Origin of the sequence: Mycobacterium lentiflavum (genome assembly GCF_022374895.2) — a bacterium.
Lineage (GTDB): Bacteria > Actinomycetota > Actinomycetes > Mycobacteriales > Mycobacteriaceae > Mycobacterium > Mycobacterium lentiflavum.
In genome coordinates, this window is record NZ_CP092423.2 from 2,851,626 (window position 1) to 2,874,520 (window position 22,895).

The 22,895-nt window shown below is 64.9% G+C and carries 23 protein-coding genes; 6 read left to right on the top strand and 17 right to left on the bottom strand.

The genetic code is table 11. From position 1 onward, the window contains the following. Positions 1-23 precede the first annotated feature (23 nt). From MJO58_RS13305 to MJO58_RS13330, 6 genes are all read right to left on the bottom strand, one after another. A complete protein-coding gene (locus MJO58_RS13305; protein ID WP_239723089.1) occupies positions 24-971 on the bottom strand; it encodes an SDR family oxidoreductase in 948 nt (315 codons plus the stop codon). Then, a complete protein-coding gene (locus MJO58_RS13310) occupies positions 965-2,194 on the bottom strand; it encodes a cytochrome P450 (protein ID WP_239723090.1) in 1,230 nt (409 codons plus the stop codon). Before MJO58_RS13310 ends, MJO58_RS13305 begins: the two co-directional genes overlap by 7 nt. Positions 2,195-2,222: 28 nt before the next feature. Next, positions 2,223-2,900 carry a TetR/AcrR family transcriptional regulator gene (locus tag MJO58_RS13315; protein ID WP_239723091.1) on the bottom strand — a complete coding sequence of 226 codons (678 nt, stop codon included), beginning with the start codon at positions 2,898-2,900 and terminating at the stop codon, positions 2,223-2,225. Between the two features lie 80 nt (positions 2,901-2,980). Beyond that, a complete protein-coding gene (locus MJO58_RS13320) occupies positions 2,981-3,856 on the bottom strand; it encodes a DUF4344 domain-containing metallopeptidase (RefSeq protein WP_239723092.1) in 876 nt (291 codons plus the stop codon). Between the two features lie 67 nt (positions 3,857-3,923). Further along, positions 3,924-4,547: a hypothetical protein gene (locus MJO58_RS13325; protein ID WP_239723093.1), complete on the bottom strand. Its 624-nt coding sequence runs from the start codon at positions 4,545-4,547 to the stop codon at positions 3,924-3,926. Positions 4,548-4,653: 106 nt separating this feature from the next. Next, a complete protein-coding gene (locus MJO58_RS13330; RefSeq protein ID WP_090602042.1) occupies positions 4,654-5,463 on the bottom strand; it encodes a SigB/SigF/SigG family RNA polymerase sigma factor in 810 nt (269 codons plus the stop codon). A gap of 474 nt (positions 5,464-5,937) precedes the next feature. Here MJO58_RS13330 and MJO58_RS13335 point away from each other — a divergent pair, with 474 nt between their 5' ends. The 4 genes from MJO58_RS13335 (at position 5,938) to MJO58_RS13350 (ending at position 9,874) form a co-directional block, all read left to right on the top strand. Next, a complete protein-coding gene (locus MJO58_RS13335; protein WP_239723094.1) occupies positions 5,938-6,819 on the top strand; it encodes an SDR family NAD(P)-dependent oxidoreductase in 882 nt (293 codons plus the stop codon). 346 nt (positions 6,820-7,165) lie between these two features. After that, positions 7,166-8,569, top strand: a complete 1,404-nt coding sequence (locus MJO58_RS13340; protein WP_239723095.1) for a WS/DGAT/MGAT family O-acyltransferase — start codon at positions 7,166-7,168, stop codon at positions 8,567-8,569. Between the two features lie 142 nt (positions 8,570-8,711). Continuing rightward, positions 8,712-9,497 (top strand): heavy metal-binding domain-containing protein, encoded by a 786-nt coding sequence (locus MJO58_RS13345; RefSeq protein WP_090602051.1) that lies wholly within the window; start codon positions 8,712-8,714, stop codon positions 9,495-9,497. After that, entirely contained in the window at positions 9,497-9,874 is a 378-nt protein-coding gene (locus tag MJO58_RS13350; protein ID WP_090602053.1) for a DUF5073 family protein, read from the top strand. The genes MJO58_RS13345 and MJO58_RS13350 overlap by 1 nt, the downstream gene beginning before the upstream one ends. Positions 9,875-9,949: 75 nt before the next feature. Here the strand turns inward: MJO58_RS13350 and MJO58_RS13355 are convergent, their stop codons facing one another. The 4 genes from MJO58_RS13355 to MJO58_RS13370 form a co-directional block, all read right to left on the bottom strand. Beyond that, positions 9,950-10,732, bottom strand: a complete 783-nt coding sequence (locus MJO58_RS13355) for a cutinase family protein (protein ID WP_434086369.1) — start codon at positions 10,730-10,732, stop codon at positions 9,950-9,952. 131 nt (positions 10,733-10,863) lie between these two features. Next, positions 10,864-11,337, bottom strand: a complete 474-nt coding sequence (locus MJO58_RS13360; protein WP_090602056.1) for a hypothetical protein — start codon at positions 11,335-11,337, stop codon at positions 10,864-10,866. A 31-nt stretch (positions 11,338-11,368) separates the two neighbouring features. Beyond that, entirely contained in the window at positions 11,369-12,037 is a 669-nt protein-coding gene (locus MJO58_RS13365; protein ID WP_090602060.1) for a TetR/AcrR family transcriptional regulator, read from the bottom strand. 290 nt (positions 12,038-12,327) lie between these two features. Next, entirely contained in the window at positions 12,328-12,927 is a 600-nt protein-coding gene (locus MJO58_RS13370) for a TetR/AcrR family transcriptional regulator (RefSeq protein ID WP_239723096.1), read from the bottom strand. 212 nt (positions 12,928-13,139) lie between these two features. Here MJO58_RS13370 and MJO58_RS13375 point away from each other — a divergent pair, with 212 nt between their 5' ends. Beyond that, the gene (locus MJO58_RS13375) at positions 13,140-13,685 is read left to right on the top strand and encodes a class I SAM-dependent methyltransferase (RefSeq protein ID WP_239723097.1); all 546 of its coding nucleotides are present in this window, start codon (positions 13,140-13,142) and stop codon (positions 13,683-13,685) included. 10 nt (positions 13,686-13,695) lie between these two features. Here the strand turns inward: MJO58_RS13375 and MJO58_RS13380 are convergent, their stop codons facing one another. The 4 genes from MJO58_RS13380 to MJO58_RS13395 form a co-directional block, all read right to left on the bottom strand. Then, on the bottom strand, positions 13,696-15,066 hold the full coding sequence (locus MJO58_RS13380; RefSeq protein ID WP_090602072.1) for a DEAD/DEAH box helicase: 1,371 nt from the start codon (positions 15,064-15,066) through the stop codon (positions 13,696-13,698). Positions 15,067-15,370: 304 nt separating this feature from the next. Then, positions 15,371-15,652, bottom strand: a complete 282-nt coding sequence (locus MJO58_RS13385) for a nitrile hydratase subunit beta (protein WP_239723268.1) — start codon at positions 15,650-15,652, stop codon at positions 15,371-15,373. Positions 15,653-15,742: 90 nt separating this feature from the next. Next, positions 15,743-16,453 carry a thiocyanate hydrolase subunit gamma gene (gene scnC / locus MJO58_RS13390; RefSeq protein WP_239723098.1) on the bottom strand — a complete coding sequence of 237 codons (711 nt, stop codon included), beginning with the start codon at positions 16,451-16,453 and terminating at the stop codon, positions 15,743-15,745. Further along, entirely contained in the window at positions 16,450-17,307 is an 858-nt protein-coding gene (locus tag MJO58_RS13395; protein WP_239723099.1) for an SH3-like domain-containing protein, read from the bottom strand. The genes scnC and MJO58_RS13395 overlap by 4 nt, the downstream gene beginning before the upstream one ends. A 126-nt stretch (positions 17,308-17,433) precedes the next feature. Between MJO58_RS13395 and MJO58_RS13400 the strand changes: the two genes are divergently transcribed. Further along, positions 17,434-18,267 carry an enoyl-CoA hydratase-related protein gene (locus MJO58_RS13400; RefSeq protein ID WP_090602077.1) on the top strand — a complete coding sequence of 278 codons (834 nt, stop codon included), beginning with the start codon at positions 17,434-17,436 and terminating at the stop codon, positions 18,265-18,267. Here the strand turns inward: MJO58_RS13400 and MJO58_RS13405 are convergent. The 3 genes from MJO58_RS13405 to MJO58_RS13415 are packed head-to-tail and all read right to left on the bottom strand — an operon-like array spanning position 18,264 to position 22,892. Continuing rightward, a complete protein-coding gene (locus MJO58_RS13405; RefSeq protein ID WP_239723100.1) occupies positions 18,264-19,964 on the bottom strand; it encodes an FAD-binding protein in 1,701 nt (566 codons plus the stop codon). The genes MJO58_RS13400 and MJO58_RS13405 overlap by 4 nt on opposite strands. Then, entirely contained in the window at positions 19,961-21,337 is a 1,377-nt protein-coding gene (locus MJO58_RS13410) for an aromatic ring-hydroxylating oxygenase subunit alpha (protein WP_239723101.1), read from the bottom strand. The genes MJO58_RS13405 and MJO58_RS13410 overlap by 4 nt, the downstream gene beginning before the upstream one ends. A 22-nt stretch (positions 21,338-21,359) precedes the next feature. Then, complete coding sequence (locus tag MJO58_RS13415) at positions 21,360-22,892, bottom strand: acyl-CoA synthetase (RefSeq protein ID WP_090602087.1); 1,533 nt, start codon at positions 22,890-22,892, stop codon at positions 21,360-21,362. Between the last annotated feature and the right edge of the window lie 3 nt (positions 22,893-22,895).

Consider the following 22,895-nt stretch of genomic DNA (forward strand, 5'->3'; position numbering starts at 1 on the left):
TCCCTGTGCTGAAGCCATCCCGGTCAGTCCGGATAGCTGACGCCGGTGAATTCTTCGGAGAGCTGCCACAGTCGTTCCCTCTCGATTTCGCTGCCCGCCAGCCGCGGAACGCCCGCGAATGTGACTCCGCCCCCGGCAGTTTCGTAGAATCCACGCGGTCCGTAGTAGCAGCCGCCTTCGGCATCCGGCGAGACCGCCGCGTACAGGGTCGGCTTGATGCCCTCGTCGACGTCCAGCCACATGAAAGGCAGTAAGCGCCAGGTCAATTGGGTGAGCCTCGCCTGTAGTGTCGGTTTGTCCCGTCCATACGATGCGCCGCTGAGTAGGTTGGTTTTGCTCAGTCCCGGGTGCGCGGCATTGGACATGACGCCCCAGCCACCCCGGCCGCTGCGCCGGTTCAGTTCGACCGCGAACATCAGCTGCGCCAGCTTGGCGATGCCGTAGGAGACCATCGGTTTGTAGCCGTGCCGGGCGTTGGGGTCGTCAAAGGTCAGTTTCGGTTGGGTGGCGGCGATGCTGCTCACCGTCACAACGCGCGACGACGCCGCGGCGCGCAGCAGCGGCAATAAGTGCGCGGTGAGGGCGAAGTGGCCCAGGTGGTTGGCGCCGAATTGCAACTCGAAGCCGTCGCTGGTGCGGTGCAGCTCAGGCGGGGTCATGACGCCGGCATTGTTGATCAAGACGTCGATCGGCCGGCCTTCGGCAGTCAGCTCTTCGCCCAGCGCCGCAACACTTTCCAGCGATGCCAGATCCAGCTGCTTGATGCTGAGCTTCGCGGCGGGGACTTCGCGGCGTATCTGCGCGATGGCGGTCTCGCCCTTGGCGTTGTTCCGGATAGCCATCACGACGTCGGCGTCCGCGGCCGCCAACCGCTTCGCGAGCCCGAATCCCAGGCCGCTGTTGGCCCCGGTGACAACCGCACGCTTGCCGGCCAGATCCGGGACGGCCAGCGTCAGGTCCGGTTTCACCATGTCACGGGAAGCTCGTAGACACCGTAGGCCAGCGTGTCGTGCTTGAACGGCAGCTCCTCGACCGCAACGGCCAGCCGCAGGGTCGGCACCCGACGCAGCAACGTGGGCAGCGTGATCTGTAATTCCATGCGGGCCAACTGCTGTCCCACGCACTGGTGGCGGCCGTAGCCGAATCCGACGTGTGCACCCTGATCGCGAGTCAGGTCCAGCCGGTCGGCATCGGGGAACTGGCGGTTGTCCCAGTTGGCCGGTGCGACATCGAGGATGATGCCTTCACCCGCGCGGATCGTCTCACCACCGACTTCGATGTCCTCGATGGCAATGCGACGTTGACCGGTTTGGATGATGCTCAGATACCGCATCAGCTCCTCGACCGCATTGGCGATCGCCTTCGGATCGTCGGTTTCGACCAGGAACTGCCGCTGATCGGGATGCTCGAGCAGGGCCGCGATACTCAGACTGATCATGTTCGCGGTGGTCTCGTGGCCCGCGATCAGCACGCCGACGGCCAATTGGGTGGCTTCGCGCACGCTGATCTCTTCGGCGTTGACCCGCTCGGCCAGATCCGACACCAGATCCTCCGACGGGCTTTCCATCTTGACCCGAATCAGCTTGGCGAGGTACTTCGCCAACGACGCGGCGCCCTGGGCCGTGTCCTCCTCGGTCGCGTAACGCCCGGTGCCACGTTGAGCCTGTTCCTGGAAGAAATCGGCGTCCTCGTAGGGCACGCCCAGCATTTCGCTGATGACCAGCGTCGGGACGGGCAGCGCCAGCGTGCTCACGATGTCGCCGGGGTTGGGGCCGGCCAGCAACGCTTCGATCCGCTCGTCGACGATCTTCTGTACCGCGGGGCGCAGCCCCTCGACCCGCTTGAAGGTAAAGGGTTTTGACAGCATCCGGCGATAGCGCGTGTGCTCCTCGGCGTCGGAGGTGAACACCGAGCGCGGCCGTTTGTGCACCGTCGCCAGCATGCCCTCGTTCCAGTGCGGATAGCCCGGCAGCCGGTCGTCGACGCTGGTGCGCGAGTCGGTGAACAACGATCGGATCGCGTCGTAGCCATGAATCAACCACGGTGTGCTGCCGTCCCAGATCCGCACCCGGCTCAGCTGCTTGGTTGCGTTGAGCGCCAACGATTCCGGGGGAGGGGCGAAGGGGCAGCTCGCGGCCCGCGTCATCGGGAAGTCCGGAATGTCGGTGGCTGGATCAGTTGAGACGTCGGTCATCGTGCTCCTTGTTTTCACCCGTGATCGGTCAGTCGCCCGCTGCACCCACATGAACCGGCGCGCGCCACAACCCGACGATCGCGTCGATCAGGCCCTCGCCGGCGACCGGCCAACTGGAACGCGACCGCGGTCCGTGCTCGGCCAGTGCGCCTTCATGCTCGGCGCAGGTGTGCATCAGCAGATTTCGGACCATGACGATCCGTTCGGATCGCACTCGTTTGGGCAGGTCGGGCAGGCATCGGTTGATGCCGTCGACGGTCTGCACCAGCCTCGGCGACATCAGGGCGTCTTTGGTGACGACATGGTGGTAGGTCGGATCGGCCATCGCCTGGGCGGCAAACCGCGCATAGCAGCTCGGCGTGCCCAGCGCGGCCAAATGATCGGTGAGTGGCCGCACCAGGGTGCTCACCCAGTCCCGCAGGTCGGTCGAATCCCCGATGTCGTCCAACATCTGCGCACGCAATTCCTCGATGGGCTCACGGTGTTTGCTTTCGATCGCGCGCAACAATTCGGTCCGGGTGCCGAAGTGATAGCAAGCTGCGGCATTGTTGCCTTGCCCGGCCGCTTCGCTGATCTGCCGGTTGGAGACGGCGTACATGCCCCGCTCGGCGAACAACCATTCGGCGGCCGACAAGATCGCCTCACGCGTACCCAACGACCTGTCGGTGCGCGCGGTCCGCTCGGCCTTCACCGCCTCAGTGAACACTGGGCGGCGGATTAAATCAAGCCATTTATTTAATGCGTGTCGCGGACGGTGCCCCCGTCGCGTTCCGCCGGGTTACCGCCTCAGCTGGGCTTCCTGATATGCGGTCCCAGCAGGGACTGCCAGCCACGTTGCATGTTCTGAAACTCTTCCTCGCAGTTCCCGGCGCGACTCTCCGGAAGGTCCCCAGAGGAGACGATGCTGGCGTTGGCCTCCGGGTTGGAGCCGTAGATCCAGCACTCCCAGTTGTACATCCGGGTGATGTCCATGGAATGCCCGTCCCAGAACGGAAGCTCGTTGGCGTCACCGTCTTCCTTTGCGCTCAGCTTCCATTCCGCCGCGGTGTTGGTGGCGATACGCACACCATCGGGATACGGCTTTCCGTCGGCGCCGGGGTTGAGCAGCATGAACGCCGAGAGCTGATCGGCCACGTCCTCCTCGCGCCCGGTAAACGCGAGCTGATAGATGGCGAGGGTGGCGTGACCGAGCTCGTGGTAGGCAGCTGAGATCGTCTCGTCGAGCGCGGGGGTGACCGGATCAGGCATTCCGCTGCCCGCGGCGAGTTTCTCGGCGTGCTCCCTGGCCTCGTAGCAAAGCTGTATCTCGTTGGCATCGGGAAGGTAGAAATCGTTTTCCGTATCGCATTGCTTGCCGACCACACCCAAGTCGGACGGCAGCACCAAGGTGTCCTGGATGTGGTGTGCGAGATCTTCCAGCACCTTCGCGTCCTGCATGAGTTGGCGGCCGCGCTGCGCCTGCGGTGTCGTGGCGTCTTCGTAGCGGATCTTCACCGTTCCCGGCCCAGGAGGCGTCGGCTCGCCCGGCTGCTTCGGGGACTCCGTCGACGGTTGCGCGGTCGGCGAATGCGATTCGGCCGGTTGGCTTTTGGAACCGCCACACCCGACCGTGCAGAAGAGCACAGCGCACGCCGCGGCGATCGGTTTCGTTATCGCTCTCATCGTTCGCATTCGCGCCCCATCCGCTCAGCTCGTATTGGAGCGCGGCGCGAGAGACGGCGACTTTGACTCAGCCGCCGAGCCCCTTCTTCACCGCTGCATCCTGCTTTTGGCCGATGTCGTTGATGAAGTCCGGTGGCGGCAACGTGTCCGGCGGGCCGTCGAATTCCAGCGTGACAAAGGCCTTGCCCTCGGTGAACAGCAATACCGCGATGCCCTTGGAATTGTCGGGCGAATTCCCTGACACCACTGTTCCGTCGGTGCCGATCTTGACCGCGTCCGTTGTCGGATGCTTGATCGCACCGCCCTGTGCCGATTTCGCGGCATTCAGTGCGCTGGTTGCCGCATCGGCGTCCGGCAGCACCTGGATGGTGGCTTTGATGGTGTGGCTGTTGTCCTGGGTGTTGAATGTCGTCGCGGCGCCGGGCTGTCCGTTGGGATTGTTCGTCGGCGGCGTGCCCGTGAAGGGCACCGGCGCGTCGATATCGGTCACCTGGATCAACCAGCCCGTGTAATCGACCGCCGGCGCCGCGGGCGCCGAGGAGGTCGGCGCCGCGCTGCTCTTGGTGGTCGACGAGGTGGCCGATCCCGACGTCGTCGGCGAAGGCTTCTGATTGCCGCCGCAGCCGGCCACGGTCAACGCCAGCGCTGTCGCCACCGCGGCCCCCGCGACCAACGGTTGTGAAAGTCTCATCGCATCGTGCTCCTTCCAGGCTCGATCTGGCGATGGAGTCGATTTCACCCCAAAGGCACAGTACAGTGCGCATGTCGTCAGATCGGCTGGGCACCGATGTCGCGGGCTATTCCAGCTGATCGCGCAGGGATGCCAAGGTATTCGCGAGAATGCGCGACACCTGCATCTGCGACACCCCAATTCGTTTCGCGATCTGGCTCTGCGTCAGCGATTCGAAGAACCGCATGTGCAGAACCTCTTGTTCGCGGGCGGGGAGCGCGGCTATCAGGGAGCGGACCGCTTCGCGGTTGGTGATGTGGTCGATGTGGGGGTCGACGGCACCCACCGCGTCGGCGACCAGACGGTTCCGCCCGGATGCGTCGGCGCCGACCGGTGCGTCCAGGGACTCCAGCTGGTAGGCGTCGCCGGCAACGAGGCATTCGACGATCTCGTCGTGAGCGACGCCGAGCTCTTCCGACAGCTCGCGAGCCGTCGGTGCGCGGCCCAGCCTCTGGACCAAATCTGCTGTCGCTCTGCTGATCTGGACATGAAGCTCACGCAACCGGCGTGGCACTCGCATGCCCCAGCTGTAGTCGCGGAAGTGGCGCCGAACCTCGCCCATCATGGTGGGAATCGCGAAACCGATGAAACTCGGCCCTTTGTCGGGGTCGAACCGGTTGATGGCGTTCATCAGGCCCAGCCGCGCGACCTGGGTCAGGTCGTCGAGACCCTCACCGCGCCGTCCGAAGTGACGAGCGACGTGGTCAGCCAGCGGAAGACATCTGCTCACGATGCATTCGCGCTGACGGTGGTACTCGTGCGATTCGGCCGGCAGGGTGCGCAACACCAGAAACATGTCGATGACGTCGTCGTAGGAATCGTCGTTACGAGTGCTAGCCGGCCGGGTGGGCCGGGGGGGAGCAAGGACTTCGGTCATCTGGACAACCGCCCCCTCGCCACTACAGGTGTGAAGACAGTCGTGCACAAAGGGATTCGCATTGCGGTACTTCCTTCGAAGTCGCGTGCAGTGAGGTTTCGCAGTCGACTGCCGACACCACGCTGCAACCGTCGGTTGGACACGGATCGGTTGTTCGCAGCGCACGGGGCGCCGAAGGAAGGGAACCGGAAGATGTCGATCGCCGGAGCCACAGCCCAGCAGCCGTGCGGCTAGCTGACCGCTTTTAGCTAAACGGCGACGTGTCCAGAACGGACTCAAGATCAGAGTCTACCCCCTGAACCCGGATGGTGCGATTGTTCGCCAATTGGGGGAAGCTGAGCAACCTCGTGTAGCCCGAACCGCCACCGTTGCCGGCGGTCGACACCCAACGCGTACTGTTCGGCAGATGGTGAGCCGCGTCACCGGGCGCTCCTCTGGGCATTGTCGGGAACACGCTGCTTGGAGTCCGCCACGATGAGCAAGCACGGTTTGCTGGCCGGTCGCGGCGCGGTGGTGTCCGGCGGAAGCCGCGGCATCGGCCGTGCGGTCGTCGAACTGATTGCCGACCTGGGCGCCGCAGTCGTAGTCAACGGTCGTGATGCCGACGCCGTGACGGAAACCGTCGCGGCGGTCACGGCGACGGGTGGGCGAGCCACCGCGGTGGTCGGAGCCGCCGACGACGAGGCCGTCGCCGGCGCGCTGGTGGAGACTTGCCGTGACACCTTCGGACGGTTCGACATCCTGATCAACTGTGCTGGTATTGCCGAGCCGCCCGGCTCCTCGATCCTGGACATCTCGCCTGACGACTTCAATCGCCTGATGGGCGCCCACGTCGGCACGGTCTTCCATACCTGCCGGGCCGCGGCGCGCGCGATGGTCGGGCAGGGATACGGGACGATCGTCAACACCAGCTCGGTGGCCTTTCTCGGCGACTACGGCGGCACCGGTTACCCTGCGGGCAAAGGCGCCGTCAACGGCTTGACGGTGGCCATTGCCGCCGAGCTCAAAGCCAACGGGGTGCGGGCTAACGTGGTGTGCCCCGGCGCACGAACACGCCTTTCCACCGGAGACGACTACGAAAAGCACATCGCCGATTTGCACCGCCGCGGATTGCTGGACGACGTGACGATGCAGGCCTCACTGGATCCTGCCCCGCCCGCGTTTGTGGCACCGCTCTACGCGTACCTCGCCAGCGACCTGTCGCGTGACGTGACCGGTCAGATCCTTGTTGCCGCAGGCGGATTCGTCGGCCGGTTTGATCGCCCGGTCCCGTCTCTGCTGGGCTATCGCGACCACCATGATGCCGCGCCCTGGGGGATTGAAGACCTGCACAAGATGATTGGTGCGGGCGGGTAGCCGGAACGTCGAAATTGACATCCCATGTAGTCCGAAGGGATCGGCCTGGCCGAGATGCGGTGTGTGAGTTCGCCATTCCTTGAACCGATTCGCGCGTGCTTACGTGTCCACGAGAGCGACCAGCGGGAGCAAGGTAGCCCAATGCGTTAGCGAGACCCAACCGTGATGGATTCATCCAAGGCGCCCGGGAGCGGCGGTGTCGTCCGCTGCGGCGAGTTGAATACCGTGGCGGTATGTCATCGAGATTTAACCAAGAGCGTTTGCTCGCGATGTAGCCCTGCATTTTTCTGCTACCTAAACTCCTAGGGGTTCGGGGGGTTTAAGGTCACTAGTCGAGCAGGCGGCTATGGAACGACTGAGCGGGCTGGATGCGTTTTTTCTTTACTTGGAGACGCCGACCCAGCCATTGAATGTGTGTTGCGTGTTGGAGTTGGACACGTCCACCATGCCGGGGGGCTACACGTACGGCGGGTTTCGCGCAGCATTAGCGAAGAGCATCGCGGCGGTGCCGGAATTCCGGATGAAACTCGCCGACAACCAGCTGAATTTCGATCACCCGGTCTGGGTGGACGACGAGAAGTTCCGACTGGAACACCATCTGCTGCACGTTGGTGTGCCGACGCCCGGGGGGCGCCGAGAGTTGGCCGAGATCTGCGGGTATATCGCCGGGCTGCCGCTGGACCGGGATCGACCGCTCTGGGAGATGTGGGTGTTGCAGGGCGGCGCCAACAGGGACGCGGTCGTGGTGATGCTCAAGGTTCATCACGCGCTCGTCGACGGCGTCGCGGGCGCTAATTTGCTGTCCCACCTGTGCAGCGCGCAACCCGATGCGCCGGCCCCGAAGGCAATCACCGGTGCGGGCGGCGCGCACCCCTTGCAGATCGCCATGACCGGTCTGATCGGCTTTGCTCGCCGGCCCTTGCGGTTGGCGACCGTGGTGCCCGCAACGATGTTGACGGTGGCGCATACCGTGCTGCGGGCGCGCGACGGCCGCACGATGGCTGCGCCGTTCTCCGCCCCGTCGTCGCCGCTCAACGGTTCCGTCACGCGCTACCGCAACGTCGCCTACACGCAGCTGGACATGCGCGACGTCAAGCGAGTCAAGGACCGCTTCGGGGTGACCGTCAACGACGTCGTCGTGGCGTTGTGCGCTGGGGCGTTGCGGCGCTTCCTGCTCGAGCGCGGTGACCTGCCCGACAACCCGCTGGTGGCTGCCGTGCCCGTGTCGGTCCACGGCAAGTCCGATCGCCCCGGGCGCAATCAGACCACCTGGATGTTCTGCCGAGTGGAAAGCCAAATCAGTGATCCGGCCGAACGTATCCGCGCGATCGCCGCTGGAAACAAGGCCGCCAAAGAGCACACCGCGGCTCTGGGTCCAACCCTCCTGCACGACTGGACGCAGTTCGGCGGCCCGACGATGTTCGGTGCCGCGATGCGCCTGCTGCCGCACATTCCGATCAACCGCAGCGCATTCAATTTGGTGCTGTCGAATGTGCCGGGCCCGCCGGATCAACTGTATTTCCTGGGGTGCCGCGTCGGCACGATGTACCCGCTCGGCCCGATCATCGGCGACGCCGGACTCAACATCACCGTGATGTCGCTCAACGGAGAACTCGGCATCGGCCTGGTCGGCTGCCCCGATCTGTTGGACGACCTGTGGGGCATGGCCGACGCGTTTCCCGATGCGCTCAAAGAGTTGCTGGAGTGCCGCGACAGCCAGGTCGACGACAGCTACTCGCTGGATGTGTGAGGCCGCGAGCGCATCGACGGTAGCCGGTTTCCGATAAACAGGGCATCGTCACGTCCACTGGGTCGACAATGTCGCACGTTATGTGGGTGTCCGAAGGCACCGCGGCCTAGGCTGGCTGCGAACCGCAGGAGGGTCATTGACAATGGAACCGAACCAGCTCGACCCCGTCGCCAGCGAACGTCTCTCGCATGCCGGCAAGTTATGGACTTCTGATCTTTCGATCAACGAGTTCGCACTGCTGCATGGCGCCGGGTTCGAGCCGATGGAACTCGTGATGGGGGTCTCCGTCTATCACGTCGGCTATCAATTCACCGGTATCCGGCAGCAGTCGGAGTTGCCGGTGCTCACCGACGCGACCTACCGGGCGCGCTGGAATGCGATGTCGCGCATGCAGGCCGAAGCCGATGCGCTGGGCGCCGACGGAGTGGTCGGCGTCCGGCTCGATTGGCGTCATCAAGGCGAAGGCGAACACCTCGAATTCATTGCGGTCGGAACCGCCGTGCGATACGTCCCCAAGCCGGGAGCGTTTCGAAGGCCTAACGGGCAGGCATTCAGCAGTCACCTGTCCGGCCAGGATCTGACCACCCTGCTGCGCTCCGGGTTCGCGCCGGTCGCATTCGTGATGGGCAACTGTGTGTTTCACGTCGCCGTGCAAGGCTTTCTGCGGACACTCAGTCAGGTCGGGCGCAACGCCGAGATGCCGCAGTGGACGCAGGGCAGCTACCAGGCGCGGGAGCTGGCCATGTCGCGCATGCAGAGCGAGGCCGAACGCGACGGTGCAAACGGCGTCGTGGGTGTGCATTTCGCCATCTCGAATTACGCCTGGGGGCATCACACCGTCGAGTTCTACGTAGCGGGCACCGCCGTGCGCAGCAGTAGTGAGCCGCAGACCATCACACCGTCGTTCGTGCTGCCGATGAGTGATTGATGACAAATTACGACCCTGAGCGCGCCAGCCGCGCGATCGGAGCAGCCCTGGCCGGACCCGGCGGAGTCGGACAAGTGATCACGGTGTTTTGCGGCGTTCCCGGCGTCATTCTGACGCCCGCGCGGCGCGGCCTGTTCCGGTCCGCGCCGCAGCGAGTCCAGATCGGCGACTGGCGCTACGAACTCACCGCCGACGGTCGACTGAGCGCCGGTCATATCGTCAATGGCATCGTGTTGGCCGAGGAAGTCTTGGCTGCCGGGATCGTCGGCCCGCACATTGCCCGCGCGCTGGGGCAGCTCGTGGGCCAATACGGGCCGACCATCATTCCCAACATCGACGCGGCCGTCGAGGTCCTCGAGGCGGCACCCCGCTACTGAGTGAATCGCTCTGCGGGACAATGCGTTTAGCTCGCGAACGCCTGGACATGACAGCGCCCGGTTGCTTCCGGTCCGCTACGCTGCCGGTCCCGGGGGCGGGCCGGGGTGATGCGATGCCACCGGCGCAGGTGACGGCACGGCTGACGGTGCCGGTGTCGCCGTCGGCGGGTGTGCTTGTCCCGGTGTCGGCGACGGGGTCGGTGCAGTGGCCTGGGCAATACGGTCCGCGGTGAAATCGGCCGCCTGATCGATCATCCCGGCCTGCTGGTACTGCCTATGCGCGGAGAAGTCACCAGAGCCGGCACAGATCGGGTCATTTGGGACACACAACTCGATAGCCTTCGGCGCATACAACGGACCGATCGTGACCGGTGGCTGGTTGATCATGCTCATGAACTGGCTCGCCGGTTTCCCGAACAGCGCGACCGCGGCAACGTGGTTGGCGACCTCGGCGGGCATGGGTTGCAGGTCCTGCCCCACGCGGGCGTCCTCGGGCACCTGGTTCGCGGTGACGAAACCCATCACGGCCGCGCCCTGGGAATATCCGCCCAACACCATTTGGGTTTTCGGACAATTCGCCGCGGTCTGCTGGATGTGAGCGCCCGCGTCGGTAATGCCGTCGACCGCTCGCGGGAAGCTCATGGTGGCCGGGTAATCGACCGGATACACGCTGAGCGACTTCGAGCCGAGGCGCGCGCGCAGAGCATCGACGAAGCCCTCGCCGATGTCGCCGACTCCGGGTGCCTGGTCGGTGCCTCGGGCGAACACGACCTCGACATCGGGGCACGGTTCGGCGGTCACGGCGGGAATGGGGGCGATCAGCAGCGCCCACGGGGACGTAGCAGCGGCACAAAGCAAAACGGGGAGGGCGTGCGCCTTCACGTGTCGAATTTTGTCACATTTTCCCCAGCAGCGCCTGCTGTGCTTTCCGTATCGACTGGCGTGTCGTCCGCGGCAGGCCAGCGATGAGTTATAGCGTTGGAGCGCAGCTACTTTGGTGCGTCCCGGGTGCCGGCATGGCGCCGGTGCAGAAACGCGCTACCCGCACGCAGCACGCCACGAAACGCGTAGCCGGCCGCCACCACGCACAGCAAGACCAGCAGGATGAACATCGGCAACCAGTTGCCTCGGCTGTGGTCGACGCCCCACCAGACGATCGTGAAGAGCACCGCGCACAACATCACCACCACATCCCGCCAGTTGCCCTGGTACGACATCGCGGCCCGACGCATTGCGCGGCTCCGATTCGCGGCGTCGACCAAGTCGTCGACCCGGGCATCGATCGAGCGGCGCAGCGCTTCGCGTCTCTCGGTGGCCTCGGGTGGCAGGCGATCCAACAGGTCCATGTCCTGCTGGATCAATTGCCGATAGTCGGGACCCCGGAATTGCACGGCCGCCAGCGCGAGTAAGACACCGCCGAAAGCGGGCGCGCTGTCCAACGCGAGCTGTCCAAGTCCGACCATGGTTACTCCTCCTTGAGCAGCTGATCCCGGATCAGGACGCCGCCGAGGGCCGCCGCCGGGCTTGCGGCTCGGGAGTCCGCAGCGGGTCCATTGCCTGAGCGATTTGCGGGTAGGCGATCGCCGGTCCGATCCAGCGGACCAGGTAGCGCCGAAGATCCGCGCCGCTGCGCGCGGGCCGGCCGGGGTCTGCGAGGAACGAGTGCAGCAGCCGAAGGGTGAACTCGTTCAACTCGTCGAGGCCCGCGTCGTCGAAACCGTGCTGCTCCCAATCGATATCGAAGCGGTGCAACATTGATCGCCCGAAGGCCAGGGCGGTATCCGACACGATGGAGATCGTTTGACCCCCGCGGTGGCGCCGATTCAGCACCAACTCCAACTGATTGTCGGAAGCCAGCTGCTCGACGCAGAAGGCAAAACTCTCCGTCACGGCCAAGACGGGATCGGTGATGCCTTTGAGGTGGGCCGCCAGATGATCGAGGAAGCCGTCGGCCGATCGCATCGCGCTCGCCACCAGCAATGCCTGGGTCCCGGGGAAATACCGGTACACGGTCTGCCTGGTCACGCCCAGAGCGCGGGCGACGTCGGCGATCCGCATGGCCGAGCCGCGCTCGTCGATGATCTTGTCCGCCGCGTCCAGGATCCGCTCGATCGCCTCCTCATCGGAGGCAGGGGTGTTCCCGGCCCAACCGTGACTGCGCATTGCTAGCGGGCGGCAAACATGTCGTCGGTGCTCATCACCGCTAGATCATATCGTCGCAGCTAGACGATCGTTGCTGACGCGCTTAGCCAATCCGGAATCGGGCCCGCGGTCCGATCAACCAAAGACAAGACACTCTCCGAGGGCAACCCGGCCCGGACGCTTACGCCAGCGTCTCGCCGAATTCTGTTGCGCTGGGCTAACTTTCGGCGGCAACCTCCTGACCCACCGATAGTCGGCCTTGCCGGCCGGTGAACGCTGGATTGGTCCGATTCGCCTGTGCGGCCGGCTAATCAGGCAACCGAGGCGCCCAAGATGAGGTTGACTGCCTCGTCGAGTTGCCCGGCGATCTCCTCGTAGCTGACGAATCGCGCCGTCATCAACGCGCCGGCGAACGTCATCTGAAGGGTGGTCTTCACGGCGCGCGGCCAGCCCGGGCCCAGCGCCGCGGCAATCCGCTTGGACACTTCTTCGCCGATCTGTTCGCGCAGCGGCACGACGGCGGGATCGTCGGCCATCAAGGCCGCTCCGCAGGCGGCACTCAACTCGGGCTCGTCGGCGACGGCCACCGCCATGTCCCGCAGCGTCGCGCTCACTCTGGTCTTGGTGGTGTCGTTGACGTCGGTGTGCAGCGGCAGCGCGCGCAGAAAACGTAGATAGACGGCAGCCACCAGGGCGCTCTTGGACGGGAAGTAGGTGTAGGCGCTGGCCGGGGATACCCCGGCACGGGCGGCAACGGCCCGCATCGTCAGGTTGGCGTACGACGATGCGCGGAGTTCCGCCAGGCCGGCGTCGAGGACCTTGCGAATCGTTTGACCTGGCCGGCGATCCGAGCGGCGGGCACCCGCGGCACCGACCACCGGCCGGGCAGCAGGCGCCACTTCTCTAGACACTCGTCCAGTGTAGGAAACGGAATGCGCACGGGCCAACTACCCGCCACCTGGCGAGGAAACGTCCCGGTACTGCATAGACGGCTTCTGTCTAGCGCCGCCCGGTGAGCACGCCAGCGTCGACCTGCGGCGTCAAACGCAGACAGTTGTCCAGAACTTTTGGCTCTGCGTTTCGCTTGCCAGCTCGTGGCGGCGCGGGTCGTAAGGTGACGGCTGTGACCCGGGAGGACCAGCGCCGTTGGGACGAGCGGTACGCGAGTAACGGACCGGCGTCCGGCGAAGCGGTCGGGCCTCCAGCTGCCTTCGCCGCTTATGCGGACATTTTCCCGACGACCGGGCGGGCCCTCGACGTCGCCTGTGGCCGGGGATTCGCCGGGGTCTGGCTGGCGCAGCGCGGGCTGGAGGTCGTCGGATTCGATGTTTCCGCCGTGGCCATCGGCCAAGCCCGGGACCTGGCCCGGCACAGCGGTGTCGACGAGCGATGCCGGTTCTCCGTCGTGGATCTCGACGACGGGATGCCGGATGGACCACCCGTCGACGTGATCCTGTGCCACAAGTTCAGCGACCGCCGCCTCGACCAGGCTTTCATCGATCGCTTGGCACCGGGCGGCCTGCTGGCCGCGGCGGCGCTCAGTGAGGTCGGGGCCGAACGCGGTCCGTTTCGCGCGGCGCCCGGCGAGCTCGCCGTGGCGTTCGGCGCACTGGATGTCATCGCCGCAGGCGAAGGCCAGGGCCTGGCCTGGCTGCTGGCACGGGCTTAAGGCCCGCGAACTACCCCTGCGCGCGGCTGGATCGCCGGCGATGTTCGACCCGCCGCGTCGGTGTCGCGGTGCGGTGCGACGCCCCCGATTCGGTCCGCGCGGTATAGGCCTTCGCGGATCGAGTGCCGCCCTGACGGCGGCGATTCCCGCCGGAGTTCGGTCGGGGTTGCCGGGGCGGGCGCGATGGGGCAGCGGCGGGCGCCGGGGCCTGGTAGGGCGCGACCTCGCCGACGAGCGCTTGCACCGCCTCCGATGTCGCGGTCACCTGCTGAGGGGCGACCTTGATGCCAGCCTTGCGCATCAATGCCTGCGTGTCGTGTCGCTGCTCGGGCAGCACCACGGTGACGACGTCACCGGAGCTGCCAGCCCGTGCCGTGCGCCCGGACCGGTGCAGATAGGATTTGTGCTCCGCGGGCGGGTCGATGTGCACGACGAGTTCAACCTCGTCGACGTGCACGCCGCGGGCGGCGATATCGGTTGCCACCAGCACCCGGGCGCCGCCCGAGGCGAACATCGCCAGGTTGCGCTCACGGGCGGGCTGAGACAGGTTGCCGTGCAAGTCGACTGACGGAACTCCCGATTCGGTGAGCTGTTTGGCGAGCTTGCGGGCCTGATGCTTGGTGCGCATGAATAGAATCCGGCGCCCGGTGCCGGAAGCGAGCCGCTGCACGACTTCCTTCTTGGCTTCGGCGTTGGCGACGTGGAACACGTGATGCGTCATCTCGGATACCGGCGAGTCGGCACTGTCGACGGAGTGCGACACCTCATTGCGGAGGAACCGCGTGACGAGCTTGTCGACACCGTTGTCCAGGGTCGCCGAAAACAGCATTCGCTGGCCGCCGTTGGGCGTCGCGGCCAGAATTCGGGTGACGCCGGGCAGAAAGCCGAGATCAGCCATGTGATCGGCCTCGTCGATCACCGTGATCTCGACGGCATCGAGGCTGACCAGTCGTTGTTTCATCAGATCCTCGAGCCGGCCCGGGCAGGCCACCACGATGTCGACGCCGGCCTTGAGGGCGCTCACCTGACGAGATTGTGATACACCGCCGAAGATCGTCGTGACGCGCAGACCGCAAGCGGTTGCCAGCGGCTCCAGCGTCGCCGTGATCTGGCTCGCCAGCTCACGGGTCGGCGCAAGCACCAAACCCGATGGCCGCGACGGGCGGCGGTTTCCATCGGTGAGCCGGCCGACCAGCGGGATCGAGAAGGCAAGCGTCTTACCGCTGCCCGTCTTCCCGCGGCCCAGCACGTCCCTGCCGGCCAGCGTGTCGGGAAGCGTTTCGACCTGAATCGGAAATGGATGTTCGATGCCGCGCTTGGCGAGCGCGCCGACGATTGCTCGTGGCACGCCGAGGTCGGCAAACGTTTTGTCGGTAGTCACTTTTCGGTGCCTTTCAGGCATCGGTAGTGCCGAGCCGGCGACGAGTACATCGTGCGGCCATCAGCACTGGTTGGCGAGATTGCCGGTCGGCAAAATCGATCGCCGCGAGACAAGCTAGTGCGGATGCACGGTCATCTGGATTCGGTGTTGCGCTCAGATTTTGGGCTGGCACCGGAGGATGAGGAAGCGTTCCACGACGTCGTCGGCATTCGATGTAGACGAGACCAACGTTGCCCACAGCCTAGCGCACGCCACGAATTAGGCGGTGCCGCAGGGGTGTGATGTTCGTCGCTGGAAAGTGTGGTCAGGCTTCCAGCCGGGACCTGACTGCCGCCAGTCGTTCGGCCAGCTCGGCTTCGTCGATGACGCCGCGTGCCACCAGCGAGTGCGCCAAGGCGACCAATCGGCTTTCCGGGTAGGGCAGGTCGGCGTAGACCGTCGCCGACAGCGCATCCTCTTCGTTGCGGCGCTCGACGAAATTGAGTACTGCTGGGCCACAAGCACTTTGGTCAAGGGCATCGCAGATGCCATCCAGGCTTGTCTTCCAGGGCGGCACCGGATTGTCGACACCGTATTTCTCCGCCATTCGGGCCCAGACCTGGTTGCGTTCAACAATTTTCGCCAACGGCGCGATGGTGGACCGTTCGGAGGTGTTCACTTTGGCCGCCCTGGGTGATCAGTCGCCGACCGGGTGGGTGGCGGGCCGGGTCGCGGTGATCGCGTTCGTCGTCACCCCGGCCTTGGGCAGCGCGACGCCGATCAGGCAATCGCGAGTGAGGATCTCGACCAGCTGGTCCTCGGTCCAGCCGTCGGTTCCTTCGGGGCGAACGGGCATCACCATGAAGCGGTGTTTCTGGTTGGAATCCTCCACTCGGATCTCGACGTCCTCGGAAAGATAGAGCCCGAACTCCGCGAGCACCTGGCGCGGCCAGCGCACGATGCGACGCCGGAAGTTGGGCGTCCGGTACCACTCGGGCGAATTGCCCAGGATCGGACGGGGATAACACGAACACAGCGTGCACACGATCACGTGGTGCAGCGTGGGCGTGTCCACCAGAACGTGGAAAGCCGTGAAATCGCTCGGCGTTCCGAACCCCGTCGGCTGCAGCCAATCGACGCCGACTTCCTTGCTGGCTGCGAGCGGGTCGGAAACGACCAAGTCTTTGAACTCGGGGTCGAGCCACGCCCGGGCCACCAGGCGCGCGGCCGGCGTCGGGCCGATCTGTTCGGCGTACTCGGTCATCAGCCGGTGTTCCTCCGCGGTGAAAATCCCTTTCTCGATACACAATTCGCGAAGGGCGATCTCCAGGACCTCGAAGTCGGTGATCTCGTCCACCATCGGCGCGGCGGTGCGATCGTGATCGTGATCGTGATCGTGAGCGGTCATGCTGAGGCCCTCTCGGATCCGGCCGCTTCGAGCCATCGCTCGGGTATCTCGGTTTGCAGGGTGTCGTTGGAGGGACCGGTGTAGCCGTGCCAAAGTTCGGCGAGGTTGAACCGAACGATGTAGAACCACTCGGGTTTTTGATCGGGGCCCGCCCAGGTCTCGTCCTCGGCGGCGGGGCTTTCGTAGGTGACCACCGCGATTTCACCCGTCGCGCCCCGCACATATTCCTGGGTTCGGGTATAGAGCAGAATCGGCAGCTCCTTCACGACGACCTTGTCGCCGACCCGAAACTTGGGTTCGCCGGCCTGACCGGCGAATATCTGCGGGTCGCCGGTGCCGACGGCACGGATGTGGTGTTCGTTGCGTTTGACCTCGGCCGGATCGCCTGCGAATTTCGGCTTGGCCTCTAATGCCTTCCCCTGCAGGCCGCCTTCGTATCGGGCCTTCACCTCGGTCATGCGCTCGGCTAATTCGCTGAGCCCGATGTGGTGTTTCTCGACCAGCACGCGCACGACGGCGAGCAGCCAGCGCACGTAATACGGGAGACCAAGATAGATCGCGCGGCCCAGGTCGACGTTGCCCATCCGCCGCCGTTCCTCCGACAACCAGATACCCCGCCAGCCGAGCACCTCGCACATGATGTAGGTGTTCTCTTCCCAGATCTCGTACTGCTTGTTCTGGTATTCGATCGGGGCATCCGGCTCGCCGCCGACGTCGTGCGGTGTCTTGGTGTACGCGGCGAATCGCTCGTGATCGATGAGATCGGGGGTGGGCGCGTCGGGAAGTTCCGGGTAGGAGGACTTGAGCCTGGCGACCAGATCCAGTTGCACTGCGCGGTCAAAAGGAGTCGCCATCTCGGCTCCAATCATGCGTCGCGATCTAGACCTGTGCACAGCCCGGTGCGCACCCAATACAGCTCACTCCACTCGTCAAGATCACGCAACCGCTAAACCAATTGCGCGCAGGGTAATGTCACTGCGATGGAGCGTCGCGTCCTCGAGGCGATCATCTATGAACGTGAACCGCCGATCGCGCGGATAATTTTGAATCGGGTCGACAAAGCGAATACCAAAGATGCCGTGCTCGTCACCGAAGTCGACGATTGCCTACACGAGGCGGACCGAGACAGCGAGATCAAGGTCGTCATTCTCAAGGCGAACGGCAAGGGTTTCTGCGGCGGCCACGTCGCGCGCTGGGGCCCTGACGAAAACCCTTATCCCGATTTCGGAAATACGTTCGAGGACCTCTACAAAGGCACCGCGGACCTATTTCTGTGGCCCACGCTGTACTTGTGGGAGTTCCCCAAGCCGACGATCTCGCAGATTCACGGCTATTGCATGGGCGGCGGGATCTATCTCGGGCTGTTGACCGACTTCTGCGTGGCCTCCGACGACGCCTATTTCCAGATGCCGCTCGCCCAAAGCCTCGGAGAACCGGGCGGCCACACCATGATTGAGCCGTGGTTACTGATGAACTGGCATCGCACCATGGACTGGCTGTTGCTGGCGCCGACGCTGTCCGCCCAACAAGCCCTGGAGTGGGGGCTGCTGAATAGGGTGGTGCCGCGCGAAGATCTCGAGGACACGGTCGAACAGATGGCGCGCAAGATCGCCCAGATCCCGTTGACCACACTGATGGCGGTGAAGAACAACGTCAAGCGCGCATGGGAATTGATGGGTATGCGCGTGCACCTTCAGGTCAGCCACATCCTGACCAACATGGTCGGTGCCGCGACCGATGTCCAGGCGCGGCGTGCCGAACTGATGCAATCAGGCATGAAGCCACGCGATTTCGTCGACCGCGACGATTCCTAGCGGCTTTTCTCGCCGGCGATTCTGCGGCCGGCCGCATGCCGTGCGGCGACGTAACCGAAAACCATCGAGCTGGCGATGCTCGCCCCCGCACCCGGATACGTGCGGCCCATCACCGTCGCGGTCGTGTTGCCCGTCGCGTACAGGCCATCGATCACCTGGTCCTGCTGATCGAGCACTTGCGCGTATTCGTTGGTGATCACACCGCCGCATGTTCCGACATCCGCTGGCAGAACACGGGTCGCGTAGAACGGCGCGCGGTCCAGTGGGCCGATCGCGGCGTTCGGTCGATATCCCGGATCACCGAGGCAGTCGTTGTAGGCCGACTGCCCACGTCCGAAGTCGGGATCCAATCCCTTAGCGGAGAACCGGTTGAACCGTTCGATGGTGCGCGACAGCTCATCGGCGGGCAGGTCGATCTGGCGGGCCAGATCGGCGATCGTGACGCCGCGTTTGACCGCACCCTTCTCGATCAGCTCCGGGGGCAGGTGTTGGTTGCGTTTCAGCGGGTTGGAACTGGTGACGTACCGACGCACGTATCCGTCGTCGAAGATCATCCAGCAAGGGACCGCCTTGTTGGCGTACATCGCCTTGCCGACCTCGACGTAGGAGTTCGACTCGTTGCAGAACCGACGGCCGGACGAGTCGACGTAGATGGCGCCGGGCCGCTGCCGCCCCGAACCCAGGGACGCGGCGACCGCACCGCCGTTGGCGATGAAAACCGAAGGCAGCCACCATGCTTCGTCGAGCAGATCGGTCTTGGCGCCCAGCCGCATTGCCGTTTCGAGCACTTCGCCGGTATCACCGGCGTTGGCGATCGACCATTGGCCTTCGTTGGGCTGGTCGCCGCTGTACCGGCGACGCATCTCCTTGTTGTGGCCGAAGCCGCCGGCGGCCAGCAGAACTCCCTTGCGCGCTTCGATGTTCAGCGCGACGCCGTCGCGATTGACCCGAGCACCGACGACACGGCCGTCCTCGACGATCAGGTCTTCCATCGCGGTGTTCGTCCACAGTGGCGGTTGATCTCCTCCGAGGTCGATCAGCGCCTTGAGCATCTGCGCGATCAGTGAGGCGCCGTTGGTGAGCAATTGGGTGCGGCGAGCTCGTGCCGCGGCGGTGCGCGCGAACACCTTGGTGGCGACCGCGAATGCGCGTGGCGCACGGTTGAAGTACTGAACCGAACGAAGCTCGTTGGTCAACACCACGTACCCGTAGTTCTTGGCCAGCGGCGGCTGCACCTTGTCGTGCCAGCTGCCGAGCTCGGCAGCGTCGAACGGGATTCCCTCTACGGCGCGGCCGGACTCGTTGCCGCCCTTGTGGTTCGGGTAGTAGTCGCTCCAACCGGCGCAGCGGATCAGCCGAACACCCTTGCGGATCAGGAAATTGATCATTTCGTAGCCCGCGGTGAGGAACATCTCCCGGCGCGCAGGTGAGGAAGCCGCACCGATATCGCCGACCACATCGGCCAGATAGGCCAGGCCGTCTTCGTGCGAATCGGCGATGCCGTCGGCGCGCATCAACGGGTTGTTGGGCAGCCAGACGATACCGCCGGAAAGCCCGGTCGATCCGCCGACCAGGGCCTGCTTTTCGACGATCAGGGGTTCCAGCCCGCTGTCCAGTGCCGCAAGCCCGGCCACCATGCCGCCGCCACCGCTGCCCGCAATCAGCAGGTCGACCGAGCGGTCCCACTGCGTCGTCATTGTGCCTCCGAGCGAAAGCCGAGATCCGCGATCGGCACGTCGATCGTGGTGTTGGTCTTCCGGATCGCCGGAACCAGCGCGTCATACGGCAGTCCGGCGAGGAACCCGTCAATAACCCGTTCGAAGTTCGAGATCAAACCTTCGATCTGGTCGGAAAGTCGCATGAACTCAAATCCCCTGGAGTGCAATCCTTTTTGCTGCCGCGGCAAGTTGGAGAAGTCCTGGGCCGGAATCGGCGGCCAGCGCGGGTCGTCGGGTGCCATGGGTTCGGGTGGAGTGGGCTTGCCGGTGACCTGGTCCGGCGGGATCCGCGTCAGCGACCAGATCTCGAACAGGGTCTCCTCGGGCCCCAACGGTCGGATCCGGTACGACGAAGCGCTGCTGTATTGCGGCAGCAAAAAGTAATGGGGGAAAGCGAAATTGATCGCCTCGGTGATGCCGCGCCGTTCCAACTCGTTGAGATCGGGCATGTCGCAACCCCGGGCGCGATGCCAGCCGACGATGGCGTCGTTGAGCGTCCTGCGCCAGGTGACCATGGCCTCGGCCGGATCGGCCGGCAGCTCAATGTTCTGCAAGCCCTCGGCGATGCGGACGTCGTTCTCGTGCGTCATGCCCGCCATGCCTTCGCCGAGCGTGCGCATGAAATACAGGTTGGTCTGCGCCAGGCCAGGCTTCGCGGTGGTGGTAGGCATGCTCGACGGCAGCAGTTGCGGGTGCGTCTGCGGAACGTGGTAACCCTCCATGAATGCCGCCGTCGCCAATTTCCAGTTCACCGGCAGTCGGCAGGATTGCCACCACTCGGTGCGCAGCGTTTCCACGTGCCAGGCGTCATAGATCGAGGCGAATGGTTCCATGCACTCCCGCAACGCCGGCGCGCCGGCGTCGAGGTTGATCCACGCGCAACCGCCCCAGAGCTCACAGCGGACCGAGACGAGTTCGAGGTCGTCGCGGCGCATGTTGTCCTCGGCGAACGCCTCGGGCCGCGCCACGTTGGTGTTGCGGCCGTCGATGCCCCAGCACCAGCCGTGGAAAGGGCACACGAAGGTACGCCGATTTCCGTTGCCTTCCACCAGCTTTACCCCGCGGTGGCGACACGCGTTGTGATAGGCCCGCACCGTCTCGGTGTCGACCCGCACCACGATGATCGACTCGTCGAGAATCTCGTACTCGACGTAGTCGCCGGCCTTGGGTATCTCCTCGAGCCGGCAAGCCATCTGCCACACCCGGGGCCACAACATCTCGGCCTCCAGCGCGTAGAAGTCCGGATCGTAGTAGCGCTGCTTGGGAATTCGATCGGCGGCCGCCACGGCCCACGGCACCGGTAACGCCGTCCAGTTCGCCTGGGCACGTCTCGGACCTGTTTCTACAGCCATCTCGTCATCCCTTGTGTCAGCGTCACACGATTCGCGATGCCCGCCCCTGCCAGTAACGCTCGCGAATGCGCCTCTTGTACAGCTTTCCGTTCGGATCGCGCGGCAATTCCGGGTCGAATTCGATTGTGCGCGGGCACTTGTAGCCGGCCAGGTGTGCTCGGCAGTACGCGATCAGCTCGGCCTCCAGGTCGGGCCCGGTCTCGACGCCGGCGACAGGCTGCACGACGGCCTTGACCTCTTCGCCGAACTCATCGTTGGGCACGCCGAAGACCGCGGCATCGACCAGTTTGGGATGCATGACCAGAAGGTTCTCCGTCTCCTGCGGGTAGATGTTCACCCCGCCGGAGACGATCATGAACGTCGACCGATCGGTCAGGTACATGTAGCCGTCCTCGTCGACATATCCCATGTCCCCCAGGGAGCGCCAGCCGCGGTCGTTGTATACCGACGCGGTCTTGGCGGGATCCTTGAAGTACTCGAAATCGGGTCCACCTTCGAAGTAAAGCTCTCCGGCCTGGCCGATGGGAAGCTCTTGTCCGTCGTCGCCGACCACGTGCACCGGGGCCATCGGGATGCCCACCGAGCCCGGGTGGGCCAGCCACTCCTCGGGACCGATCACGGTTCCCGCGAATCCTTCAGTGCCGCCATAGTATTCGTGGATGATCGGCCCGAGCCAGTCCATCATCTGGTGCTTGACGTTGACCGGGCACGGGGCGGCCGCATGGATGACGCAGCGCAGGCTGGAGACGTCGTAGCTGCGCCGCACCGCCTCGGGCAGTTTGAGCATCCGGACGAACATCGTCGGAACGAACTGGGCGTGGGTCACCCGGTGCGCCTCGATCAGTCGCAAGACCGCTTCGGGGTCGAACTTCTTCATGATGATCGACGCCGCACCCACCCGGTTGGCCGCCATCGTGTAGTTAACGCCGGCCGCGTGATACAGCGGCGCCGGGGACAGGTACACACTCGATTGGTCCATGCCGTACTTGTGGATCAGTGCCAGCTCGAGCACCGACTGTGCCCAGGAGCCGTTACCGTCGGACGGCAGCGGCCGGCGGACCGCCTTGGGCCGTCCGGTGGTGCCGGACGAGTAGAGCATCTCGGATCCGTCCGACAACGGTGGCGCGGCGCCCGCGGCTGCCAGTGCATCCTCGTACCGGGCCCAGCCGGGCAGTTCTGCGCCAACGCCGATGTGGACGTCGACGGCGGTGTTGACATTGCGGACGTAGGCGGCGACTTCGGGCATCGAGGCATCGATGAACACCACCCTGGCATCCGAGTCGCCGATCACGTAGGCAACCTCGTCGGGGGTGAAATGGGTGTTGACGGCGGTGTAGTAGAGACCGGAAAGCTGGCAACCCCAGGTGATTTCGAAGAATTCCGGTCGATTCGGCAGGACCAGGGCCACCCCATCGCCGCGGCGCAGCCCCGCGTCGTGCAGCGCCGCGGCGACCCGTTGGCTGCGGTCGTAGAGTTCGCCGAACGAGATCGTGCGGCCGTCGGCAATCAACGCCGGCGACTGTGCGGCCGCGATCGCATGATCGGCGATGTTCACCAG

Coding starts and splice junctions, on each gene's coding strand:
- MJO58_RS13305 (WP_239723089.1), bottom strand. CDS start 971: ATGGTGAAACCGGACCTGACGCTGGCCGTCCCGGATCTGGCCGGCAAG.
- MJO58_RS13310 (WP_239723090.1), bottom strand. CDS start 2,194: ATGACCGACGTCTCAACTGATCCAGCCACCGACATTCCGGACTTCCCG.
- MJO58_RS13320 (WP_239723092.1), bottom strand. CDS start 3,856: ATGAGAGCGATAACGAAACCGATCGCCGCGGCGTGCGCTGTGCTCTTC.
- MJO58_RS13325 (WP_239723093.1), bottom strand. CDS start 4,547: ATGAGACTTTCACAACCGTTGGTCGCGGGGGCCGCGGTGGCGACAGCG.
- MJO58_RS13330 (WP_090602042.1), bottom strand. CDS start 5,463: ATGACCGAAGTCCTTGCTCCCCCCCGGCCCACCCGGCCGGCTAGCACT.
- MJO58_RS13335 (WP_239723094.1), top strand. CDS start 5,938: ATGAGCAAGCACGGTTTGCTGGCCGGTCGCGGCGCGGTGGTGTCCGGC.
- MJO58_RS13340 (WP_239723095.1), top strand. CDS start 7,166: ATGGAACGACTGAGCGGGCTGGATGCGTTTTTTCTTTACTTGGAGACG.
- MJO58_RS13345 (WP_090602051.1), top strand. CDS start 8,712: ATGGAACCGAACCAGCTCGACCCCGTCGCCAGCGAACGTCTCTCGCAT.
- MJO58_RS13350 (WP_090602053.1), top strand. CDS start 9,497: ATGACAAATTACGACCCTGAGCGCGCCAGCCGCGCGATCGGAGCAGCC.
- MJO58_RS13360 (WP_090602056.1), bottom strand. CDS start 11,337: ATGGTCGGACTTGGACAGCTCGCGTTGGACAGCGCGCCCGCTTTCGGC.
- MJO58_RS13365 (WP_090602060.1), bottom strand. CDS start 12,037: ATGCGCAGTCACGGTTGGGCCGGGAACACCCCTGCCTCCGATGAGGAG.
- MJO58_RS13385 (WP_239723268.1), bottom strand. CDS start 15,652: ATGGCGGAGAAATACGGTGTCGACAATCCGGTGCCGCCCTGGAAGACA.
- scnC (WP_239723098.1), bottom strand. CDS start 16,453: ATGACCGCTCACGATCACGATCACGATCACGATCGCACCGCCGCGCCG.
- MJO58_RS13395 (WP_239723099.1), bottom strand. CDS start 17,307: ATGGCGACTCCTTTTGACCGCGCAGTGCAACTGGATCTGGTCGCCAGG.
- MJO58_RS13400 (WP_090602077.1), top strand. CDS start 17,434: ATGGAGCGTCGCGTCCTCGAGGCGATCATCTATGAACGTGAACCGCCG.
- MJO58_RS13405 (WP_239723100.1), bottom strand. CDS start 19,964: ATGACGACGCAGTGGGACCGCTCGGTCGACCTGCTGATTGCGGGCAGC.
- MJO58_RS13410 (WP_239723101.1), bottom strand. CDS start 21,337: ATGGCTGTAGAAACAGGTCCGAGACGTGCCCAGGCGAACTGGACGGCG.